The sequence below is a fragment of the Prevotella sp. SGI.167 genome (assembly GCF_050313615.1).
Lineage (GTDB): Bacteria > Bacteroidota > Bacteroidia > Bacteroidales > Bacteroidaceae > Prevotella.
The window spans coordinates 1-20298 of sequence record NZ_JBNPLT010000043.1 but is presented as its reverse complement, the minus strand read 5'-3'; the positions used below and the strand labels follow the sequence as shown (position 1 = coordinate 20298).

Genomic DNA, 20298 nt, shown 5'->3' with positions numbered 1-20298 from the left:
CGGATTTACTAATAAACTGGTAAAGGGCGATACCATCAAGATCTTCAATTATGGTAACTGTAAACGTGATTTCACTTATGTGGATGATATTGTGGAAGGCATCGTCAGAGTGATGCAGCATGCGCCAGAGAAGCAGAAAGGTGAGGATGGCTTACCAATTCCTCCATATAAAGTATATAATATAGGTAACAGCCACCCGGAGAACTTGCTGGAGTTTGTAAGCATCTTGCAGGAAGAATTGATTCAGACAGGTGTATTACCTGAGGATTATGACTTCGATGCGCATAAGGAGTTGGTTCCTATGCAGCCAGGCGATGTACCTGTTACCTATGCCGATACCACACCGTTGGAGCAAGACTTCGGGTATAAGCCATCCACTCCTTTGAGAGATGGCTTGAGAGCCTTCGCTGAGTGGTATAAGAGATATTATTTCTAAATGTAGTTTGTACAATGGAAACAATGGCTATGGTTTTGTTTGTAAAACCTTTGGTAGAGACATTTGTAAAAAACTATGTAGCACCAGCTTTAGCTAATGTCTTTAAAAATATCAAAGGTGAATGCCAAAAGGATTTGATTAAAAGTTCCGAAGCTTTTGAGGCATATTATGAGCATTCTTATGAACGTTATAGTATCATTAATACGTTGGCATTTAAGGAGAGGGTAAAAAAGCTAAAGGATATTTATATTCCTTTGTCCTTATGCTTGTCAGAGAATAGTAGAGACAAGAAAGCCATTCAAATAAATGCTTATCCAAAAGAATTGTTAGACAAGTATCAACGTGTCTTGATTACCGATACTGCGGGTATGGGAAAGTCCACATTAATGAAACGAATGTTTTTGGATGTAATAGATAATAAGCATGGAATTCCATTTTTTGTAGAATTGAGGCGAATTAGTAGTACTAATGATATACTCAATGAAATATCAGTTCAATTAGGTGGGCTTGACAATAAATTCGATTCTGATTTGCTTACCAGATTGTTCCGTGAAGGTGGTAATATCTTCTTTTTTGATGGTTATGATGAAATACCAAGTCAGCAGAAGTCTTTTGTTACAAGCAATATTCAAGAGTTTGTGTCAAAAGTGCCTGATAATAAGTTTATATTAACCTCTCGTCCAGAAGAAGGACTTGCTGGGTTAGGAAACTTTCAAGAGTTTCGTATTAAGGAATTAAAGAAAGAAGAATCTTATGAATTGCTGAGAAAATATGATAATCAAGGGAACATCTCAAAACTGCTTATAAACAAACTGAAGTCAGGTAACTATACGATGATTAGTGATTTCTTGAAAAATCCACTTCTGGTTACTCTTTTGTTTGTGGCATTTGATTATAAGCAAACTATTCCGTTAAAGAAACATATATTCTACCGTCAAGTATTTGATGCATATTTTGATTCGCATGATTTGTCTAAAGGTGATGGATATGTTCATGAGAAGAAATCTAAATTGGATATAGATGACTTTGATAAGGTAATGAGACGAATAGGATTCGAATGTTTACGAAGACAACAAATAGAATTCACAAAAGATGAACTATTGAACATTGTAGATACCGCAAGAGCAAATTTCCCTTCACTGTTTTTCACTTCTATGGGGTTACTGTCGGATCTCTTAAAGGCAGTTCCTTTGTTTTGTCAAGATGGTGTTTATTACAAGTGGGTTCACAAGTCTTTACAAGAATATTTTGCTGCTGAATTCATATATAAGGATTCTAAAAGTAATCAAGATGCGATTCTAAGCAAGTTATATAATAGTAAAAAAATAGATTCGTATATCAATTTGCTTGATTTGTATTTTGATATAGATCCGAATGGTTTTCAAAAGAACATAGTTAAGCCATTTTTGGAAGCTTTTGTTGATTATTATGAGCAGAATTATATTTCTGGCAGTTCTTTGCCCTATGAAGAGGTTTGTTGGAGACTGACAATGACATTCGGAAATAGAATCGTAGCAGGTCGAATAGAGATGGGTGATGATAAACCATCTAGTTATTTTGATGATATCTATAATATATGTCATGAAAAAATAGGTGAATTTCCAACGTCATCAACCATTATGCGTACAGGAAGTTTTGTGGCTCGGGTTAGAAACAATCATTATAGAGTTATGCTTCTTTTAGAGAGACGTATTCCGAAAATATTCTCAAAAATTGAATGGAAAGCAAAAAAAGGTAGTTTAGTGCTTTCTAAAAAGGCATATGAGATAAAAGGAATGGAGAATTTTGCAAAAAGTAAAGGCCTTTTTGTCAAATTAAACATGCTTTTGTCAAGTCGTTCAGACAATTTCTATATTGATGTAAATACAGCAAAAGGCTATTTACAGTCAATTAATTTGATGATTGAACAGTCTTGCAATAGTAACGATTTGTTGAGTGGACTTTAAAAGAATGTCAGATGAACATAATTAGAAAAATAATACATTTATATCAAAGACATTTCTTGTCATTTGAGCAGCAGGCCCGTAAGGCTGGTGTGATAATAGGTAAAGGTAACCAATTTTTGTCTAATTTTTGGAGTTCGGAGCCTTATTTGATAGAAATTGGTGACGATTGTCAGATTACGGCAGGGGTGAAATTTTTCACTCATGGGGGTGCAAAGGTTGCCCGAATAATTGATCCTACTTTTGATTGCTTTGGAAAGGTAAAAATTGGCAATAATGTATATATTGGAACTAATTCCTTGATAATGCCAGGAGTAACTGTTGGTAATAACGTTTTGATTGCAGCCGGTAGTGTTGTAACACATTCTGTTCCTGACAATGTTGTTATTGGTGGTAATCCTGCTCATATAATTTGTTCGTTTGAAGATTATTATAAGAAGAATAAGCTTTATAATACTGGTACCAAAGGATTATCTTCTGAAGCAAAAATGCAGGTTTTGTTAAGGCTAGAAGACATTAAGTTTATAAAAAAGAAAATGTTAAATTTTAAATAAATCATGGGGAGTGATTCAAAAAACAAACGTTTAGCAGAGAATACTATTTACTTGTATATTCGAATGCTATTTGTTGTTTGTATTAACCTTTACACTTCTAGATTGGTTCTGGAATATCTAGGTGTTGAAGATTTTGGCGTTTATAATGTTGTTGGAGGTATAGTTTCACTCATGATGTTTGTGAATACTGCAATGAGTGGGGCGACATCACGATTCATTACGTTCTGTTTAGCAAAAAATGATGTACTTGAGTTAAAAGCTACTATTAGTTCTGCTATACAAGTACATGCAATAATTGCCCTTTTTATATTATTAATCGGAGAATCTGCAGGTCTTTGGTTCGTAAACTCACAATTAAATATACCTACAGGATCAATGTTTGCCGCAAATTGGGTATATCAGTTTTCGCTTTTTTCATCTGTTATTGCTATTCTACAAGTACCGTTTAATGCTAGTGTAATTTCCTATGAGAAAATGGATGTTTTTGCCGTGATAGAGATTGTTAATGTTGTTTTGAAATGTGTTATAGTCTTTTGCTTGGTATGGTTTTCTAATCGTCTGATTGCTTATGGAGGTTTGCTTTTTATAGTATCTGCGCTTATAGCGTTGATGTATGTTGTATATTGCTTCAGTAAACTGGAAGGTTTCTCATATGCCAATCGCTATCATAAGCAAATAGTTAAGGAAATGACGATTTTTGCCGCTTGTGATCTCTATGGCAATGGTACATTTGCTGTCCGACAGCAGGGTATCAATATCTTGATAAACAAATACTTTGGCGTAGCTTTCAATGCCGCAGGTGGAGTAGCGACGCAAGCTAGTGGTATTATATCAACATTTATGAATAATGTATTGTCTGCATTTAGACCTCAGATTATTAAGGAATATTCCGTAGGAAATATCCCACGAATGTCCAAACTGATGTTTAGTGAATGCGAAATTCTGATATTATTCATAGGGCTAATATTTGTGCCATTGTTTATTAATATGGATTTTATAATGGAACTTTGGCTTAAAAACGTTCCACCTTATGCTGTAATATTCTGCAAAATACTATTGGTGTGCAATGCATTATCTGTCGTAACCCAAATTGTTCAAGATGGTATTTTTGCAACAGGCAAAGTAAAACGGTTTAGCTTCATTGCAGGTAATCTAAACTTGGCTTGCTTGGCACTTACGTATGTTTTCTTTCTTTTGGGTAAGGATGCAAAGTTCGCTTATTATGCGATGCTGATATGTATCATATCTCAGACTTTGGTCAACTCTTATATCTTGCAGAAATTGATTAAGGATCTTGACATGAAAAAGTATCTGCTAAATACCATTAAGCCTTTCGCCATAGTCGTTTTTTCTTTAATTGTCTTGGAATTTTCGCTGGGCGAATATACTGGGACATGGAGAAAGTTGCTGGTTTGCATTGTAGGGAATATGGCGATTATTATAGGTGTGACTATTTTGCTATATCCTATGTATCGAGGATTGTTAATTAAAGTACTAAAAAATAAATTAAAACGTGACAAGTATGAATAATAATGAAATAGAAAAGCTGGCAGTGGTTATAGGGGGAGTACACCACAATACCCTCGGTGTTATTCGTGGATTAGGTGAGAAAGGTGTAAAAACTATTCTTTTATTGCACGATAATACTGATAAGCATCAAACTTTTGTTGAAGCTTCAAGATATGTAAAGAAAGTGTATAAGGTGGTTTGCGATCAAGTCTTTAATGTACTTATTGAGCGTATTCCGAGCGATTTCCTTAGTCTTTCTAAAATAGTGGTAATTCCATGTTCTGACTTTGCGTCTAGTCTTTTGGATGCCCACTACAATCAACTTTCTAGTAAATATTATTTGCCAGGAATCTCTTGTCAAGGTGAAGTCAATAAGATGATGAATAAGCAAACGATGGCTGAGTTTGCTAAGCAGCATGGATTATTGATACCAAACACTTATGAGTTTTCCCAGATTACTCCTGAAAGTGATGTGTTTCCTGTTATTCTCAAACCTTTGAAGAGCATAGAGGGGTCAAAAGCTGATATTCACATCTGCCGTAACTATTCAGAGTGGCAAAATGCTATGAAGATGGAGAATAATCCTGTTCAGGTACAGCATTATATAGATAAGGAGATTGAATATCAGTTGATAGGCTGCTCGCTTGATGGAGGTAGAATTGTGATTATCCCTGGTGCAACAAATATGATACGCCAGCCAGAGAATACGAATACAGGTTATCTGAAATATCTGCCAAAGGAATTGTTCTCAGCAGAATATGAAAATTCGGTAAAGTTCTTGAGTGCTGCTCGTTATTCAGGTTTATTCAGTATTGAATTTGTTAGGGATAAGCAAGGAAAAGACTATTTCATGGAAATCAATATGCGTAATGACGGCAATGCCTATTGTGTCACCAAGGCTGGTGTCAATTTGCCCTATATCTGGTATGTATGGAATACTCAAGGCAGGGTTGAGAATCCTGTCGAATTCCATAAAGAGATATATTCTATGCCTGAATATCTTGACATTATGAATGTTTTCCATGGTGAAGTTTCCTTCCTCTCGTGGATTAAGGAATTTTGGCAGTGTAAGTCATATATGTTGATAAACTCAAAAGACCCAAAGCCATTTTTTACTTATTTTTGGAGAAGACTTATGAATAAAATAATAAAAACGTTATGTTGAACATATTTTCAAAGAAAGATAGAATGATTCTACGTTCAGATATGTGGAATCTAGGCTTTATGACAGATGATATTGCTGATGTTATTAAGTCTGATAAATTAAATATCCATTGGATGAAGCACAGCTATACTGATAGATGGTTTGCTGATCCTTATCTATTGGAGGTGACAGATAAACAAATAGTTGTGTTGGTTGAAGAGTTTTGTTATAAGCTCCGTAAAGGTAGAATAGCCAGACTTGTTGTAAGTCGTCCTGACTATGTTCTCCAAGAAATCGATAGTTGGCAAGTTGACGAAGTTGTTGAAGAAGATCAAGCTTGATTCTTCTTATGGTGCAATGGTTCAGCGAGCAATCAACTCTGTACTTGATAACGAGAAGACCTTCAAGGTGTTCTTGCAGGATGGTCGTGTCGAGATGCATAACAATGCGGTCGAAAGAATGTTCCGTCACTTGGCTATGGGTAGGCGAAACTGGATGCATACTGGTAGCCATTTAGGTACGGAAAACATAGCTTTTATGTTCTCACTTTTTGAGAGCTGCAAGTTGAATGACATTAATTTTGACGATTATATAGAAGATATACTCACCCGACTGATGGGGGGCAAGACTTCATGTCCCTAATCCCATGTAATTATAACTCGAACAAAAAGGTGAATGTCAAGGCTGCCTAATAGGTAGCTTTGGCAATACCAATTAATAATATGCTTTTTTGAAAAATGTTGGATGTGCTAACTGCTGAAAATCAGTATTTACGTTCTAATGGTGATTTACAAAAGGTATCAGAGCAGATGATAATTCAATAGAACGGAGGAATTTAAAATAAGGATATTATTTGGTAGGCGAAGCACCACTAGCATTTTTTATGAGCTACTTTTCGCTTTTGGTGTGGAGCCTGCCTTTCTAAGATATTTTAAGAAAAATTTAAAATGAAAGTTGTGCTTCTTGCAGGTGGCTTCGGCTCCCGAATTTCTGAGGAATCTCAGTTTAAAACAAAGCCAATGATTGAGATAGGCGGTATGCCTATCCTTTGGCATATTATGAAGGAGTATGCTTATTATGGGCATACCGAGTTTATCATCTGTGCAGGATATAAGCAGGAATATATTAAAGATTGGTTTGCCAATTACTTCTTGCATAATTCTGACGTTACATTTGATTATCGTAATGGTAAGAACGATTGGAATTTTGATAATATTAATGATGTCTTTGAGTTAGTCGGTTCCGAGCAATATAAAGAGGTCGCAAAAAATGGTCAGGAGTTATATCTTGATTACATAAATGGTAAAAAAGACGAAATCGTTGACCATATTTTAAATTCAATAATGAATTAAACATATCAATATGTCAGCAAAGATATTAATTAGATTTGATGATATTTGTCCAACGATGGATTATAGGCAGTTTCATATAGCTGAAACCTTGATGGATGAGTATCAGGTAAAACCACTTATTGGAGTAGTGCCAGATTGCAAGGATGCAGATCTCCAGATTTCGGATGAAAAAAGTGACTTTTGGGGGTATGTGCTTGCCTTGCAAAAGAAAGGTTATACTATAGCGATGCATGGATTGAACCATGTCTTTGATAGTCCCCATAAGGGAATGGTTAATAATCGTGTTGGTTCTGAGTTCTCTGGTCATTCACTGGAAGTGCAGGTTGAAAAAATCCGGAAGGGCAAAGAAATACTGCAATCTCATGGCATTGAGACCGATATCTTTTTCGCTCCTGCTCATTCATACGATGATAATACGATAAAAGCCTTATCTTTGTGTGGCTTTAAATATATCTCCGACGGAAAAAGTTCAAAGGCTTATGAAAAGTATGGGATAAAGTTGTTGCCTTGTCGTTCTGGTGGTTGTCCTAAAATTCCGAAACAAGGTTATGTTACTGCTGTTTTTCACGCACACGAATGGGCGTGGTTACATAAAAAGTACTGTTTTGATGAGTTTAAAACGTTGCTGAAGAACTACCATAATGATGTCGTTTCTTTTGATGAATATAGAATGCAACCTGTTTCAAATACAATGGTTCAGCAATTAAACGAAAAAATATATGTTTTATACGAGTATAAAGTATATGCATATCTTAGAAAGTTTTATTACTATATTTTACGAAGATGAGGGTAATATACATAATACATAGTTTGCCTGTTGGTGGGGCAGAAACATTGGTTGTTAACTATATTTTGAAGTTAAAGCAAGCAGGTATAGATATTTGTTTAGTTGAGCTTTATCATACAGATTCTTATCTTTCAACCAAGATTCAAGATTGCGGTATTCCGTATTACACTTTGCAAAAATCGAATAGCCGTATAAAACATCTTTTTCAGAGATTCTTTTATGACGACTCTTTAAGAAAGTTGAATAAAATAATATCAGATTTGCAGCCAGACGTAATCCATTATCACACAGTCTTTAAAAATTTAGATAAGGTAAGTTTTCCAAAAGATAAGTGCGTTTTTACCTATCATTCTCGTGTAGAACGTATTTTTAATGTTGGTAGTTATGTCCGTCCTTTGATAGAACGTTTATCTCAAACAGGAATGAAATTTATTGCAATATCACAATTGCTTCATGACGATATAGAACATTTCTTTCCTTGTGCTCAGATTGTTGATATACCGAATGGTGTAGATTTGGCACATATTAGAGCTCAAAAAGGGAAAAAGAAAGATCTATGTGAGATGCTATCCATTCCTGAAGGTTCTTTCATTGTTGGACAAGTGGGGCGATTCAACCAAGTAAAAAATCATCTTTTTACAATTCATTTGTTTAAGGATATTATACGAAAAAAAGAAAATGCTCATCTCGTTCTTGTTGGAACAGGTAGTGAAGGTGAGCTTAGGTTGATAAAAAATGAAATTGCAAAGTATGATTTAGAGTCACATATTCATCTAATGGGATTAAGAAAGGATGCTACCAAAATTATGAGTTGTTTTGATACTCTTGTTTTACCATCTTTATCAGAGAGTTTTTCATTAGTATTGATAGAGGCTCAAGCTAATAATGTACGCTGTGTAGCATCAGACGCAGTACCGATGGATGTTATTTGTAATGCAAATTGCTTTGCCTTGTCTTTGAGTGCTCCTAAGCAACAGTGGATTGATACTGTCATAGGGCAAAACGGGAGTAAAAAGAATAGGTCATTGAACCTGTTTGATATAAATACAGTAGTACAAAAACATATTGATTTATATAATACAATGATGTAATTATTAAATATGGTATTTTGACTTTTCACAATATTCCTAATATAGGGGTTTTATTGCAGGCATATGGACTATGTACAACTATCAGAAAATTAGGAACAGAATGTGACTTAATAGATTATCACTGTGATAATATTATTTATAGAGAGCTTACGTTTCATCCCGCTGTAGGTTTCTTGAGAAATGTTTTGGCCCAATTGTACGAAAAGACAAATTAACGCATAATCAATCATAGTCCTTGTGTATTACGAACAAAATATTTTTAATGTCTATATTACAAAACAATAGCCGAATATATTGGCTTGATTACGCTAAGGTAATAGGTATTCTTCTTATGATATATGGTCATGGAGGCTTATGTGGCGATTTACGAAATTATATATACTCGTTTCACATGCCAATGTTCTTTTTCATATCTGGCATGTTCTATAAACCTCTATCATTAAAGGATACCATAAGAAAAAATTGGATGGGACTGTTGGTCCCATATCTGCTCCTAAACATGCTATGTTACATACCTCAGTTACTATCATTATTATGGCATGGAGCATTGACCATAGATAAGGTGTGTTATAGCTGGGGTGCTGTCTTATTGGGTTTAGGATATAATATTAATGGGTTTGTGCCAATATCAACGCCTTGTTGGTTTATTTATGTGTTATTTATAGCGAAAGTTCTGATGGCGATGGTAATACAAAAGGGCAGATTGGGTGTGGTTCTTCTTATTGGCATATCTTTATTTGCTACAGTAGTGTTACAATATATGGGTATAGATTTACTGATACCATTGGATTCTGTATTCTTAGCTATACCATTTATTTGCATAGGTTATTTGTGTAAAGAGAAAATCATACATTATGTGCAAAAAGATAATTTATTAACCGATTCTATTACACTACTTTTCTTGTTACTGTGGTTCGTGCTTGTTCCTTTTAATGGGACAATAGATATGAATACATGTAATGTTGGTACTAGTCTCTTTCTTTTTTATGTAATAGCGGCAATTGCAACTTTTGTATATTTTAGAATATGCTATAGAATGTATGGCTTTTCTAAAAAAGTGAAATTTATAGGGGGGCTAAATATTGTTTCAAAAAGTACTTTGCTTTATGTTGCATTCAATCTAACTGCAATTAGCTATACAAAGTCAATTATTGCTCATATATCTCATTTACCAGCAGAAGGTGGGCTTATGGGATTTATAATTGCTATAGTCGTGTTTTTTGAACATATACCTATCTGTATGTTTGTAATTAAGAATTGTCCTGTGTTGATAGGAAAAAGAAAATAAAAACTAATTATATTAAGATGATTTTGATTTTAAAAAGACTAAGAAATATCTCGCTGGAGTCATATTGCTTGTTGTTTGTCTCCATTTTTACTGGGCTTGCAATTAATTCGAGTGATACGACTTTGGCTCCTGAATTTATTAGGAAGATAATACAAATACTATGTTATTTATTAATATTGGTCTTGTTCTTTCGGACAACAATGATACCGAACGCCTGATCCGTGACATGGTGATGGGTAAGAAGGCTTATTTGTTCTGCCGTGACTTGGATGCTTGTAAGCGTGCAGCAATGATGTACTCCTTGTTTGGAGCATGTAAAGTGCTAGATAAAAATCCTGAGCGTTGGCTTTGTTATGTGTTGAAGCACATAGATTCTACGCCTGAGGATAAGTATTATACTCTTCTTCCTGAGTTCTGGGATGATGAGGAACAATAAAAATGAATTTAATATTTAGTCAAATTAAGTTATAATCTCCATTAGTTTGTACTGATGGAGGGCTAAACTTCGTATTCTTGTCTCAAAATTAGAAAAATGATGCCGCCGTGCAAAGGTACAATATTTTTTGAGATATGCAATACGGAGTTTAGCGGATACTTACGAAGCAACATCTTTATGTTAAGGAATTCTATTGCACAACAGAAAATGCAGTAAAGATAAAATTGTATAGTGCAATCATTGCATATTGCTTGGTTGCGATTGTTGAACGAAAAATAAAATTGAATATGGAAATGTATGATTTGTTAAGAATTTTATCTGTCTCATTGTTGGACAGAACCCCTCCCATAGATTTGCTCGGGAAAAGCAAACCTGCCGAGAAGTTACAAACTGTAAGAGAATTAAGTCTTAAATTTATTTAGTGGATACAAGTGCTTACAAAAGATGATTAGTATTATTTTATTTTTGAGATAATGAAGAAAATACTTTTAATTACCGAAGGTCTCGGCTCGGGTGGTGCTGAGCGCCAGATATGCGGACTGACTGTGATGCTGACCAAGACTGGCTATCCTTGCAGACTGATAACCTACTCTGATAAACATTTCTATGAGTCTTATATAAGGCAGAATGGGGTCGATTATCAGTATCTGCCAGAGTTGCTGAACAAGAATACACGAGTGCTAAATGTCGCAAGATATGTACGAAAATATAAGCCAGACGTGATAATTTCTTATCTGCCATCGGTCAATATGACGATGTGCCTCGCCAAATTATTCTTCGATGCAAAACTTGTTGTGTCTGAGCGTAATAACAACACTTGTATCACCCGAAAGGATAAGGTACAGTTTAATCTTTATCGTATGGCTGATGCTGTCGTCCCTAATAGTAAAAGTCAAGGTGAGTTTATCCGCAGAAATTTCGCATTTCTCAGCAAGAAAGTACATCCTATCATCAATTTCGTAGATGTTAATCGTTTCACGCCATCAGAAATGCCTGTGCAGAATGATGTTTTGCGTATCGTGACTGTTGCTCGCTATACTCAACAGAAGAATGTCCTGACTTACTTGAAGGCTGTATGTATGATAAAGGAAATGGGACTCAATGTGCATTTCGATTGGTATGGAGATAAGAAACATAATGCAGAATACTATGCAGAAATAAAAAAAGAGTATCAGAGGCTTGATATTTTAGATTACATGACACTACATGATCCAAACCAAAAGATTGAAGAGGAATATCGCAAGGCTGATATATTCTGTCTTCCAAGTCTTTTTGAAGGATATCCAAATGTTGTGTCAGAAGCTATGTCTTGTGGATTACCGATTCTCTGTAGCAATGTATATGAGAATCCATATATAGTAGAAGATGGAGTAAATGGCTTTTTGTTTGATCCAAAGAAGTCTGAAGCTATTGCTGAAGCCATCAACAAAATGGTAAACTTGACACGCGAAGAAAGAATGGAAATGGGGAAGCGTAATCGCCAACTTTGTTTGAAGCGCAATACAGAAGAAGCTTTCTTGAAATCATACGTTGAACTGATAGATAGTTTATAAATCACATTACAATGACATTTCAACCTCTTGAATGTCTATTTTTTTAGTTGTGTTCTTGTTATACTGGATAGTGCGCTGTAAATAAACACTTCATAATGGGCTAATTGAAGTATCCAGTTTTGCGTTCTCTGGTTGGTGAGATTGGCGGTTTCTTGGACTTTTGTTTGTTTCAGTTATTTCAACCATTCTTACTAGATTGTGGTTGAGCAAAACTGATAACTTAGCAGAAGCGAAAAACACTATTGGTGGGAACAAATGTGTTGAACGTTGGCATATTTTTTACTATAAATACATTAACTTCTTTGTTCAAGCGTTAGTAGATACATTCTCATTTTTGGGGAACAGATTTGAGTGCCTCCTACGCTCAAAGTTTTGCTACCAGTAGGAATTAAGTTTCTATAGATTCACAGCATATAGAGTGATTCAATAATTAGAGGTCAAAAGCAATTACCTCAGTATTTCTTAATTTTAGTAGATAAAAATCGATTTTAGTTATGTCATATACTTTTTATGTTTTTTTGTATTGTCTTGTTTTATTCCTTTTAATGTTATTTAAAGGAGGAAAAAGTAAATATGAAGTATATTTGCTTTTGGTCTTGCCAGTACTTATATATGTTCATAGTTTTTTGGATCCTAATACGATTGTAGATTTACCTCTATATCGAGAATCTTTTGCAGATGTAAGATTGACTAATGTTTTCAATCCTGTGGATTTGGAAATCTATAGGTCTTTCCATAAGGAAGAATTCGGCTTTATTCTACTCTTAAAGTTGGTTGGTCTCTTCACACATGATTTCAATGTATTTCTCTGTCTTTCTTCTTGTTTGCTTTTGGGAGTATATTCATATGTAATATTAAAACTGTCACCCAATGTATGTTTATCAATACTCTTTTTAATGGTGATAGTCTTTGATCAATCCATTTTCGTTTTGAGGCAACATTTATCTGTTGCTTTTGTCTTACTGACAATACCATCCATCATTGAACGAAAAATTTGGAGATTTACAGCTATAATGACAATTGCAATATTGTTTCATAAATCTTCTTTAATTTGGGGTATAATATACTTTATGTATGGAATGAAAAAACCATGGAAGATATTTATTATGTTAGGTTTAGTTGCAATAGGATTGGGACTAGTGTTTAGTTTTTTGTCGTTTTTGAATGAACAATTATCGTTAGGATATTCATCTTATATTGAAGGAGAAAAGACAGGAAAATCCAATTTAGTTTCATTTTTCATGGGATTAGGTTTATTTTTAAGTTATTTCTTTATCTGTAGAAAAAAAGTTTTTGAAAATGGATTAATGAAAGTTTGTCTTTTGTCTTTATACGTTTATGTCGTTTTGAGTCTTGTGGGTATTAATATTAGTTTGTTGTCTAGGTTTACACTTGTATTTCAAACTTCATTATTCTTTGTCATACCTACTGTATGCAAAATGCTTAAAAATAAATGGTTAAAGTTTGGATATGTATCTTCTTGTTTGATTTGTTTTGCATATATCAATTATTTTGGCTCTTTCGCCGCATACTTGGCAAATACAAAACTATTTGTATTTGGAACAGAACAAATGCTATTTTATCTTGTCTTTACTGGCATTACGTTATATAGTGTCATATATTTATATGAAAGACATTTAAAGGCTGATAAGAAAAAAAAGGTTGATAATAAAGAGATATCAATAACTTCTTCTAGAAAAAGATGTATGTCTAAATAAAAATCATTTCTTCAGATTAACAACTGATAAGTTAACTGTTTCAAACTTGAAGTGAAAAGTTCACTGCACTCTAAGTTGAAACAATAATATTTCAGTGAACACATTAACAACAATTATGCTGAAAAGAGTATCACTTATAGGTAATTTGGGTAATGCAGATGGATGTTTTAATGGACAAACTGTTAAAACTAAAATAGTTACTGACGAATTAATTAGACGTTTTGGAAGTAATCAAGTAGATATATTTAACACAAGCGCTGGATTGAAAGTGTTGTTTACCGCACCTTTAATTGCATTTAAAGCAATTAAAAGAAGTGATGACATCGTTATTTTACCTGCGCAAAATGCGGTAAGGGTATTTGTGCCTTTGTTGGTGTTGTTGAATTTATTCTTTAAGAGCAAACGTATCCATTACGTTGTTATTGGAGGTTGGCTTCCTTCTTTTCTGAAAAACAAACCTCTTTTGTCTTATTTCCTAAAGAAGGTGTATATGATTTATGCTGAAACTCATCATATGCAATCTGCGTTGGAGGCAAGGGGCTTTGTTGGTAATGTTACCTATATGCCAAATTGTAAGCCATTACGTATTGTTGATACTGACGATTTAACGGATAATTTTTCACAACCATATAAAATTTGTACGTTCTCTCGTGTTTGGAGTCAAAAAGGAATTGGGGAGGCGGTTGATGTTGTGATTAAGATTAACCAGAAATATGGTCGTATCGTTTATCATTTAGATATATACGGGCAAGTTGAAGCCGGTGAGGAAGAATGGTTTGCTAACCTTCAACGAAATTTTCCTGATTACATAAAATATGGAGGGCTAATCGCATTTGATAAAAGCGTAGATGTGCTTAAATCATATTTCTTTTTGTTGTTTCCGACGAAGTGCCCCGGTGAGGGAATTCCAGGAACTATTATTGATGCATACGCTGCTGGGTTGCCTGTAGTTTCTTCATTATATCCGAATTTTGCAGAAATAATAGAAGAGGGTGTGACAGGATTAGGATATGAATTTGATAATGTTGATGCATTTGAAAAACTTTTAGATAAAATTGCTTGTAATCCACAGATAATCATTAATTTAAAAAGAAATTGTGTTAGAAAGGCAAAAATGTTCTTGCCAGAAGAGGTTTTAAATATATTAATAAAGAATATTCAATAAATAATGTAATATCTAGTATGAAAGACTTTAGTAAGATTAGAATAGCAGTAGCCGGTACTGGCTACGTCGGTCTGAGTATAGCAACCCTGTTATCTCAGCACCATCATGTAACAGCAGTAGATGTAATCCCCGAGAAGGTGGAGAAACTCAACAATAAGATTTCTCCAATCCAGGACGATTACATCGAAAAGTATTTGGCTGAAAAGCCATTGAAACTCGTGGCAACCCTTGACGGCAAGTCAGCTTATAAGGATGCAGACTTCGTAGTGATTGCAGCACCAACCAACTACGACCCGGTGAAGAACTACTTCGATACAACCCATGTAGAAGAAGTCATCGATCTGGTTCTGGAGGTAAACCCTGATGCAGTGATGGTCATTAAGAGTACCATCCCTGTAGGTTATACCCGTAGCCTCTACTTGAAGTATGCCAAGAAGGGCGTAAAGAAGTTCAACCTTCTCTTCTCTCCTGAATTCCTTCGTGAGAGTAAGGCTCTCTACGATAACCTTTATCCAAGCCGTATAATCGTAGGCTATCCAAAGGTTATCGAGCGCCCAGAGTTCGAGGAGGAGAATGAGGCAATCAAGACTGTAACCAATGTCGAGATGTTGAAGGAAGCTGCCAAGACCTTCGCCGCTTTGCTCCAGGAAGGTGCCATCAAGGAAAACATCGATACCCTCTTCATGGGTATGAAGGAAGCTGAGGCTGTCAAGCTCTTCGCCAATACCTATCTGCCACTCCGAGTAAGCTACTTCAACGAGCTTGATACCTATGCAGAGGTAAAGGGACTTGATACCAAGGCAATCATCGATGGCGTAGGCCTTGACCCGCGAATCGGTGCCCATTACAACAACCCAAGCTTCGGTTATGGTGGTTATTGCTTGCCAAAGGATACCAAGCAGCTCTTGGCAAACTATGCCGATGTTCCAGAAAACCTGATAGAGGCAATCGTAGAGAGCAACCGTACCCGTAAGGACTATATCGCTGATGCTGTTCTTCAGAAAGCTGGTTACTATAGCTATGCTGATGATAACAGCTATGATGCCAGCAAGGAGCACAACTGTGAGATTGGTGTCTATCGCCTGACGATGAAGTCAAACAGTGATAACTTCCGCCAGTCAGCCATCCAGGGTATCATGAAGCGCATCAAGGCAAAGGGCGCCGAGGTAGTCATTTATGAGCCAACCTTGGAAGAGGGCAGTACCTTCTTCGGCAGCAGAGTAGAGAACAACCTCGATGCCTTCAAGTCACAGAGCCATGCCATCATCGCTAACCGCTACGATGCATGTTTGGATGATGTAAAGGATAAGGTTTATACACGAGACATCTTTAGAAGAGACTAATTTTATGGAAGATTACGGATTAGTTTCAGTTATCACTCCAACATGGGCGTGTGCTCCTTTTATCTGTGAGACAATAAGAAGTATTCAAGCTCAGACTTACCAGAATTGGGAATTGCTGATACAGGATGATTGTTCTACCGATAATACACTTGAGGTAATTCGACCATATCTGGACACGGATAGTCGCATCAAATATGAGTGCAATCCTAAGAATAGTGGTGCTGCTATTACTCGTAATAATGCTCTTCGCAGAGCTAAGGGTAGATGGATTGCATTTCTTGATAGTGATGATTTATGGATGCCGGAGAAATTGGAGCACCAGTTGGCTTTTATGGTGAAGAATGGTTATGCTTTCTCTTATACTCGTTATGAAGAGATGGACGAAAAATCTCGTGCAACAGGTGTTCTTATTACTGGTCCTAAACACATCACGAGATTGGGTATGTATTCTTTCTGTTGGCTTGGGTGTCTGACGGTGATGTATAACCGAGAAAAGGTTGGCTTGCTTCAGATAGAAGACATCAAAAAGAATAATGATTATGCGATGTGGTTGCAGGTGTGCCAAAAGGAAGATTGTTATCTTCTTGATGAATGCTTGGCAAAGTATCGCAGAGGAAGAGTAGGTAGTGTCTCTACTCATGGTTATACTACTATGATTAAATGGCATTATAAACTATGGCACGAAGCAATGAAGATGAATTCTGTATCAAGTTTATTCTGGACAGGCATGAACTTGATTTGTGGTGTGATTAAGAAGTTGCGCTATGTTGAAAATAAGCGATGACAGATAGTGTAATGAAACGTGGTGTAATGCTTTTTTTTGAATTGATTCAGGCATCTGTTGATTCTTCTTATAGCTTGACAAAGGTTCCTTCAGCGCAAGATTGGCAATTGTTATATAATCTGGCAGAAAAGCAGGCGCTTTTGGGTGTCTGCTTTTATGCCATAAAGAGGTTACCGTCAGATCAAACAGTGAATCTTCCGTTGAAGTTGAAAATGCAATGGCTTGGCATGGCGGTTATGATAGAGAAAAGGAATAGACTGATGAACGAAAGATGCCATGAATTAAGTTCAAGGCTCTCTGCTTTGGGCTTTAATTCTTGCATTCTAAAAGGTCAAGGACTTGCTGCTATTTACAATCAAATTGATGATACGAATTCGTTAGGAGTATTACGCCAACCTGGAGACATTGATGTTTGGGTAGAAGGGGGGCTTCTGTCATTACAGGTCTTGGCAAAGAAACTTCACCAACCTTTTAAGGCTACAGAACAGCATTCTGATTTAAAGTTCTTTGATGATGTGGAAGTTGAAGCTCATTTTATTCCGACGATGCTAAGTGATCCGTTTGTCAATAGACGTTTGCAAAGATGGATAAAGAATCTGGGAAAGAATCAATTTGCCAATAAGAATGATTTGAATTTCTGTGTTCCAACGCTGGAGTTCAATCTTGTATATCTTCTGATTCATACCTATCGTCATCTTTTTGGTGAAGGAGTAGGTTTGAGGCAAGTGATGGATTACTATGTATTACTGAACTCTACAGAAGTTAAAGAGCTAGCTCCCGAGGCTTGGAATAGAACCAAAAAGGAAGCGTTGTCTGAACTTAGTTCTCTGAATTTGGAAGGTTTCACTGCTGGTATGATGTGGGTGTTGTCTGAAGTCTTTGGATTAAAAGAAGAATTGATGCTTTGTAATCCCTGTAAAAAGCATGGTGAATTTATTCTCAACGAAATCATGCTAGCAGGTAATATGGGGCATTATGATGAACGGTTAAAATCTCTCTATCAAGTTTCCAAAATGAAACGTTTTCTGATGAGGAATTTTCATACGCTCAGGTTGCTTAAATTGTATCCTCTAGAAACAATTTTTACTCCTCTTTCCAGAATGTGGATATGGGTTTGGAGAAAGAGTAGGGGATGGGTATAGTAGAAACAAAACTAACTTCATGTTTAAATTATGTTTTTCAAAAGATTATTTGATATAGTAGCATCCCTTTGCGGTTTGCTTTTGATATGGTGGATATTTCCGCTTGTGGCTTTTCTTATTCATAAGAAGATGCCGGGAGGTTCGGCTTTCTTTGTTCAGAAGAGAGTGGGAAAGGGTGGTAAGTTGTTTAAGTGCCATAAGTTCCGCTCTATGATAGTAAGCCATAATGGTTCTTCGGTATCGGTAGCGGGTGATAGTAGAATTACTCCATTTGGTGCGAAGCTTCGCCATTATAAGATTGATGAACTGCCGGGGCTGTGGGATGTGCTGATTGGCAACATGTCGTTTGTTGGTCCTCGTCCTGACGTGCCTGGGTATGCGGATAAGCTTACTGGTGATGATAGGGATGTGTTGAAATTGAGGCCGGGGATTACTGGGCCTGCTACGCTGAAGTATAGACTCGAAGACGAAATGATTTCTGAGTATGTGGCAAAGAAACAGGCAGAGGGTGAAACTCGCCCTATGCAGGAGATAGCTACTGAGTATAATGACAAGGTGATATATCCTGATAAGGTTCGCCTTAACTGCTATTATTATCGCCATTACTCTTTCTGGAAGGATATCGAAATGATATTCGCTACCGTGCTGGGTAGAAAAGTAAAGTTTGCAGGGGAGGAAGTGTAGGATTTTTAAAGGTTATGTTCTTCTTTTGATTACGAAATTATCAATAAATTATGTACTTGACAAGTGAAATTCCTACTAGTTGGATAGATTTGCAAGATAAGGTTTGTAAATATCTAGTACAAGCTGGTTATCATGCAGAAACTGCAAAAACAATTGATACCGTTAGAGGTAAAGTTGAAGTCGATGTTTATGCAACTGCAGAGGATGAAATGCTAAAACAGTTTATCTGTGAGTGTAAATATTGGGATAGTGCAGTTCCAAAGGAAAAAATACATGCTTTTAGAACAGTTGTTCAGGATTCTGGCTCTATGTTTGGCATTTTTATATCAAAGTCGGGATATCAATCAGGGGCAATAGAAGCTGCTTCTTGTTCTAATGTTTTGTTAAAAGATTGGAATTCATTTACTGATATGATATCACTAAAATGGTATAAAAATAGGTTGGGAAAACTGTTCAAAATAGCAGGACCTCTTTCTATTTATACTGATCCACTCGATGTGCCAGAAGAGATATTAAAAAATGAAATAGATCGAGAAAAATACAAGGGCTTACTACATAAATATATTCATGACTATGTTGCCGTTCAATCTATGGAAATGGGTGATTTTAAGAAAGAATCTGTTGATTTGGATGGTCATCATTTTGTTGATGCTAATAGTTTACTTGATTATTTGGAAGCTGTTTGTAGTATAGCAGTTAAAGAATTCGAAGATTTATTTCATAACTATCCTATTGATCAATGGAAATTTGAATGTCTTGACCATATGGGTATTTCCATGCTACCAGATTTTATTAATGGATGAAATTTATGAATGGCTGAATCCTCGGATTCCTATGGAGTATGTGCTCAGCTCCTTTCTTGTGCTTTCTGTTGCAATCGTGATAGGATTGTTAGTGATGAAAGGGCACAGGGCGAAGAGGTTCGTGCTTGGGGCTTTGCTTGCGGAATATTACTTTCTGGTGCTTTGCTCTACCGTGATTTGTAGAGCAAGTCATGGAGAACGGCATATTGAGTTGATTCCATTTTGGAACTATCTTGATATTTGGAATCAGGTGGATTATCCTGCTGACTTAATAGAAGTGTTGTTGAATGTCGCAATCTTCGTGCCGATAGGATTGCTGCTTGGAGGACTTGGTTTTAAAACCAAGAAAATTCTCTTATCGGGAATCTGCTTATCGGGGATTATTGAGGTTTCACAATTCGCCTTTTGCAAAGGGCTTTGTGAAACGGATGATGTATTGCATAATAGTGTGGGGGCATTCCTAGGATATTTGGGATTCCTAGGAATTCTTAAAGGGAAAAGAAGGTTGTTTTCGAAATTCTCTGGCTCTCTTTAGAAAAAAGATTTTTTCGAAAACGTACCCATAT

At 35.8% G+C, this 20298-nt stretch carries 20 protein-coding genes and 1 pseudogene; all 21 read left to right on the top strand.

Annotation, left to right across the window (positions count from 1 at the left end):
• On the top strand, positions 1-436 hold a 436-nt coding region (locus tag ACQRBJ_RS14525; protein WP_445304034.1), incomplete at its 5' end, for an NAD-dependent epimerase/dehydratase family protein.
• A 14-nt stretch (positions 437-450) separates the two neighbouring features.
• Complete coding sequence (locus tag ACQRBJ_RS14520; protein ID WP_445304033.1) at positions 451-2382, top strand: NACHT domain-containing protein; 1932 nt, start codon at positions 451-453, stop codon at positions 2380-2382.
• 11 nt (positions 2383-2393) lie between these two features.
• On the top strand, positions 2394-2933 hold the full coding sequence (locus ACQRBJ_RS14515; protein ID WP_445304032.1) for an acyltransferase: 540 nt from the start codon (positions 2394-2396) through the stop codon (positions 2931-2933).
• A gap of 3 nt (positions 2934-2936) precedes the next feature.
• Positions 2937-4463: a lipopolysaccharide biosynthesis protein gene (locus ACQRBJ_RS14510; protein ID WP_445304031.1), complete on the top strand. Its 1527-nt coding sequence runs from the start codon at positions 2937-2939 to the stop codon at positions 4461-4463.
• Entirely contained in the window at positions 4456-5607 is a 1152-nt protein-coding gene (locus ACQRBJ_RS14505; protein WP_445304030.1) for a carboxylate--amine ligase, read from the top strand. The genes ACQRBJ_RS14510 and ACQRBJ_RS14505 overlap by 8 nt, the downstream gene beginning before the upstream one ends.
• Positions 5601-5927: a hypothetical protein gene (locus tag ACQRBJ_RS14500; RefSeq protein WP_445304029.1), complete on the top strand. Its 327-nt coding sequence runs from the start codon at positions 5601-5603 to the stop codon at positions 5925-5927. The genes ACQRBJ_RS14505 and ACQRBJ_RS14500 overlap by 7 nt, the downstream gene beginning before the upstream one ends.
• Positions 5905-6228: an IS66 family transposase gene (locus tag ACQRBJ_RS14495; RefSeq protein ID WP_445304028.1), complete on the top strand. Its 324-nt coding sequence runs from the start codon at positions 5905-5907 to the stop codon at positions 6226-6228. Before ACQRBJ_RS14500 ends, ACQRBJ_RS14495 begins: the two co-directional genes overlap by 23 nt.
• Positions 6229-6533: 305 nt before the next feature.
• Positions 6534-6806 (top strand): annotated as a pseudogene (locus ACQRBJ_RS14490) (sugar phosphate nucleotidyltransferase); the annotation flags it as partial.
• A gap of 142 nt (positions 6807-6948) precedes the next feature.
• Entirely contained in the window at positions 6949-7725 is a 777-nt protein-coding gene (locus ACQRBJ_RS14485) for a DUF2334 domain-containing protein (RefSeq protein ID WP_445304027.1), read from the top strand.
• On the top strand, positions 7722-8816 hold the full coding sequence (locus ACQRBJ_RS14480) for a glycosyltransferase (RefSeq protein ID WP_445304026.1): 1095 nt from the start codon (positions 7722-7724) through the stop codon (positions 8814-8816). Before ACQRBJ_RS14485 ends, ACQRBJ_RS14480 begins: the two co-directional genes overlap by 4 nt.
• Positions 8817-9078: 262 nt before the next feature.
• Complete coding sequence (locus ACQRBJ_RS14475; protein ID WP_445304025.1) at positions 9079-10104, top strand: acyltransferase family protein; 1026 nt, start codon at positions 9079-9081, stop codon at positions 10102-10104.
• A gap of 160 nt (positions 10105-10264) precedes the next feature.
• Positions 10265-10540 (top strand): transposase domain-containing protein, encoded by a 276-nt coding sequence (locus ACQRBJ_RS14470; protein WP_445304024.1) that lies wholly within the window; start codon positions 10265-10267, stop codon positions 10538-10540.
• 473 nt (positions 10541-11013) lie between these two features.
• Positions 11014-12093, top strand: a complete 1080-nt coding sequence (locus tag ACQRBJ_RS14465; protein WP_445304023.1) for a glycosyltransferase family 4 protein — start codon at positions 11014-11016, stop codon at positions 12091-12093.
• Between the two features lie 494 nt (positions 12094-12587).
• Positions 12588-13811, top strand: coding sequence for an EpsG family protein (locus ACQRBJ_RS14460; protein WP_445304022.1), 1224 nt, complete (start codon positions 12588-12590; stop codon positions 13809-13811).
• 115 nt (positions 13812-13926) lie between these two features.
• Positions 13927-14976, top strand: coding sequence for a glycosyltransferase (locus ACQRBJ_RS14455; protein ID WP_445304021.1), 1050 nt, complete (start codon positions 13927-13929; stop codon positions 14974-14976).
• Positions 14977-14993: 17 nt separating this feature from the next.
• Positions 14994-16319, top strand: coding sequence for a UDP binding domain-containing protein (locus tag ACQRBJ_RS14450; protein ID WP_445304020.1), 1326 nt, complete (start codon positions 14994-14996; stop codon positions 16317-16319).
• 4 nt (positions 16320-16323) lie between these two features.
• Complete coding sequence (locus ACQRBJ_RS14445) at positions 16324-17103, top strand: glycosyltransferase family 2 protein (protein ID WP_445304019.1); 780 nt, start codon at positions 16324-16326, stop codon at positions 17101-17103.
• Positions 17100-18245 carry a nucleotidyltransferase family protein gene (locus ACQRBJ_RS14440; protein ID WP_445304018.1) on the top strand — a complete coding sequence of 382 codons (1146 nt, stop codon included), beginning with the start codon at positions 17100-17102 and terminating at the stop codon, positions 18243-18245. Before ACQRBJ_RS14445 ends, ACQRBJ_RS14440 begins: the two co-directional genes overlap by 4 nt.
• A gap of 30 nt (positions 18246-18275) precedes the next feature.
• Positions 18276-18929 carry a sugar transferase gene (locus tag ACQRBJ_RS14435; RefSeq protein WP_445304017.1) on the top strand — a complete coding sequence of 218 codons (654 nt, stop codon included), beginning with the start codon at positions 18276-18278 and terminating at the stop codon, positions 18927-18929.
• A 50-nt stretch (positions 18930-18979) separates the two neighbouring features.
• On the top strand, positions 18980-19732 hold the full coding sequence (locus tag ACQRBJ_RS14430; RefSeq protein WP_445304016.1) for a restriction endonuclease: 753 nt from the start codon (positions 18980-18982) through the stop codon (positions 19730-19732).
• The gene (locus ACQRBJ_RS14425) at positions 19725-20267 is read left to right on the top strand and encodes a VanZ family protein (RefSeq protein WP_445304015.1); all 543 of its coding nucleotides are present in this window, start codon (positions 19725-19727) and stop codon (positions 20265-20267) included. The genes ACQRBJ_RS14430 and ACQRBJ_RS14425 overlap by 8 nt, the downstream gene beginning before the upstream one ends.
• The last annotated feature ends 31 nt before the right edge of the window (positions 20268-20298 follow it).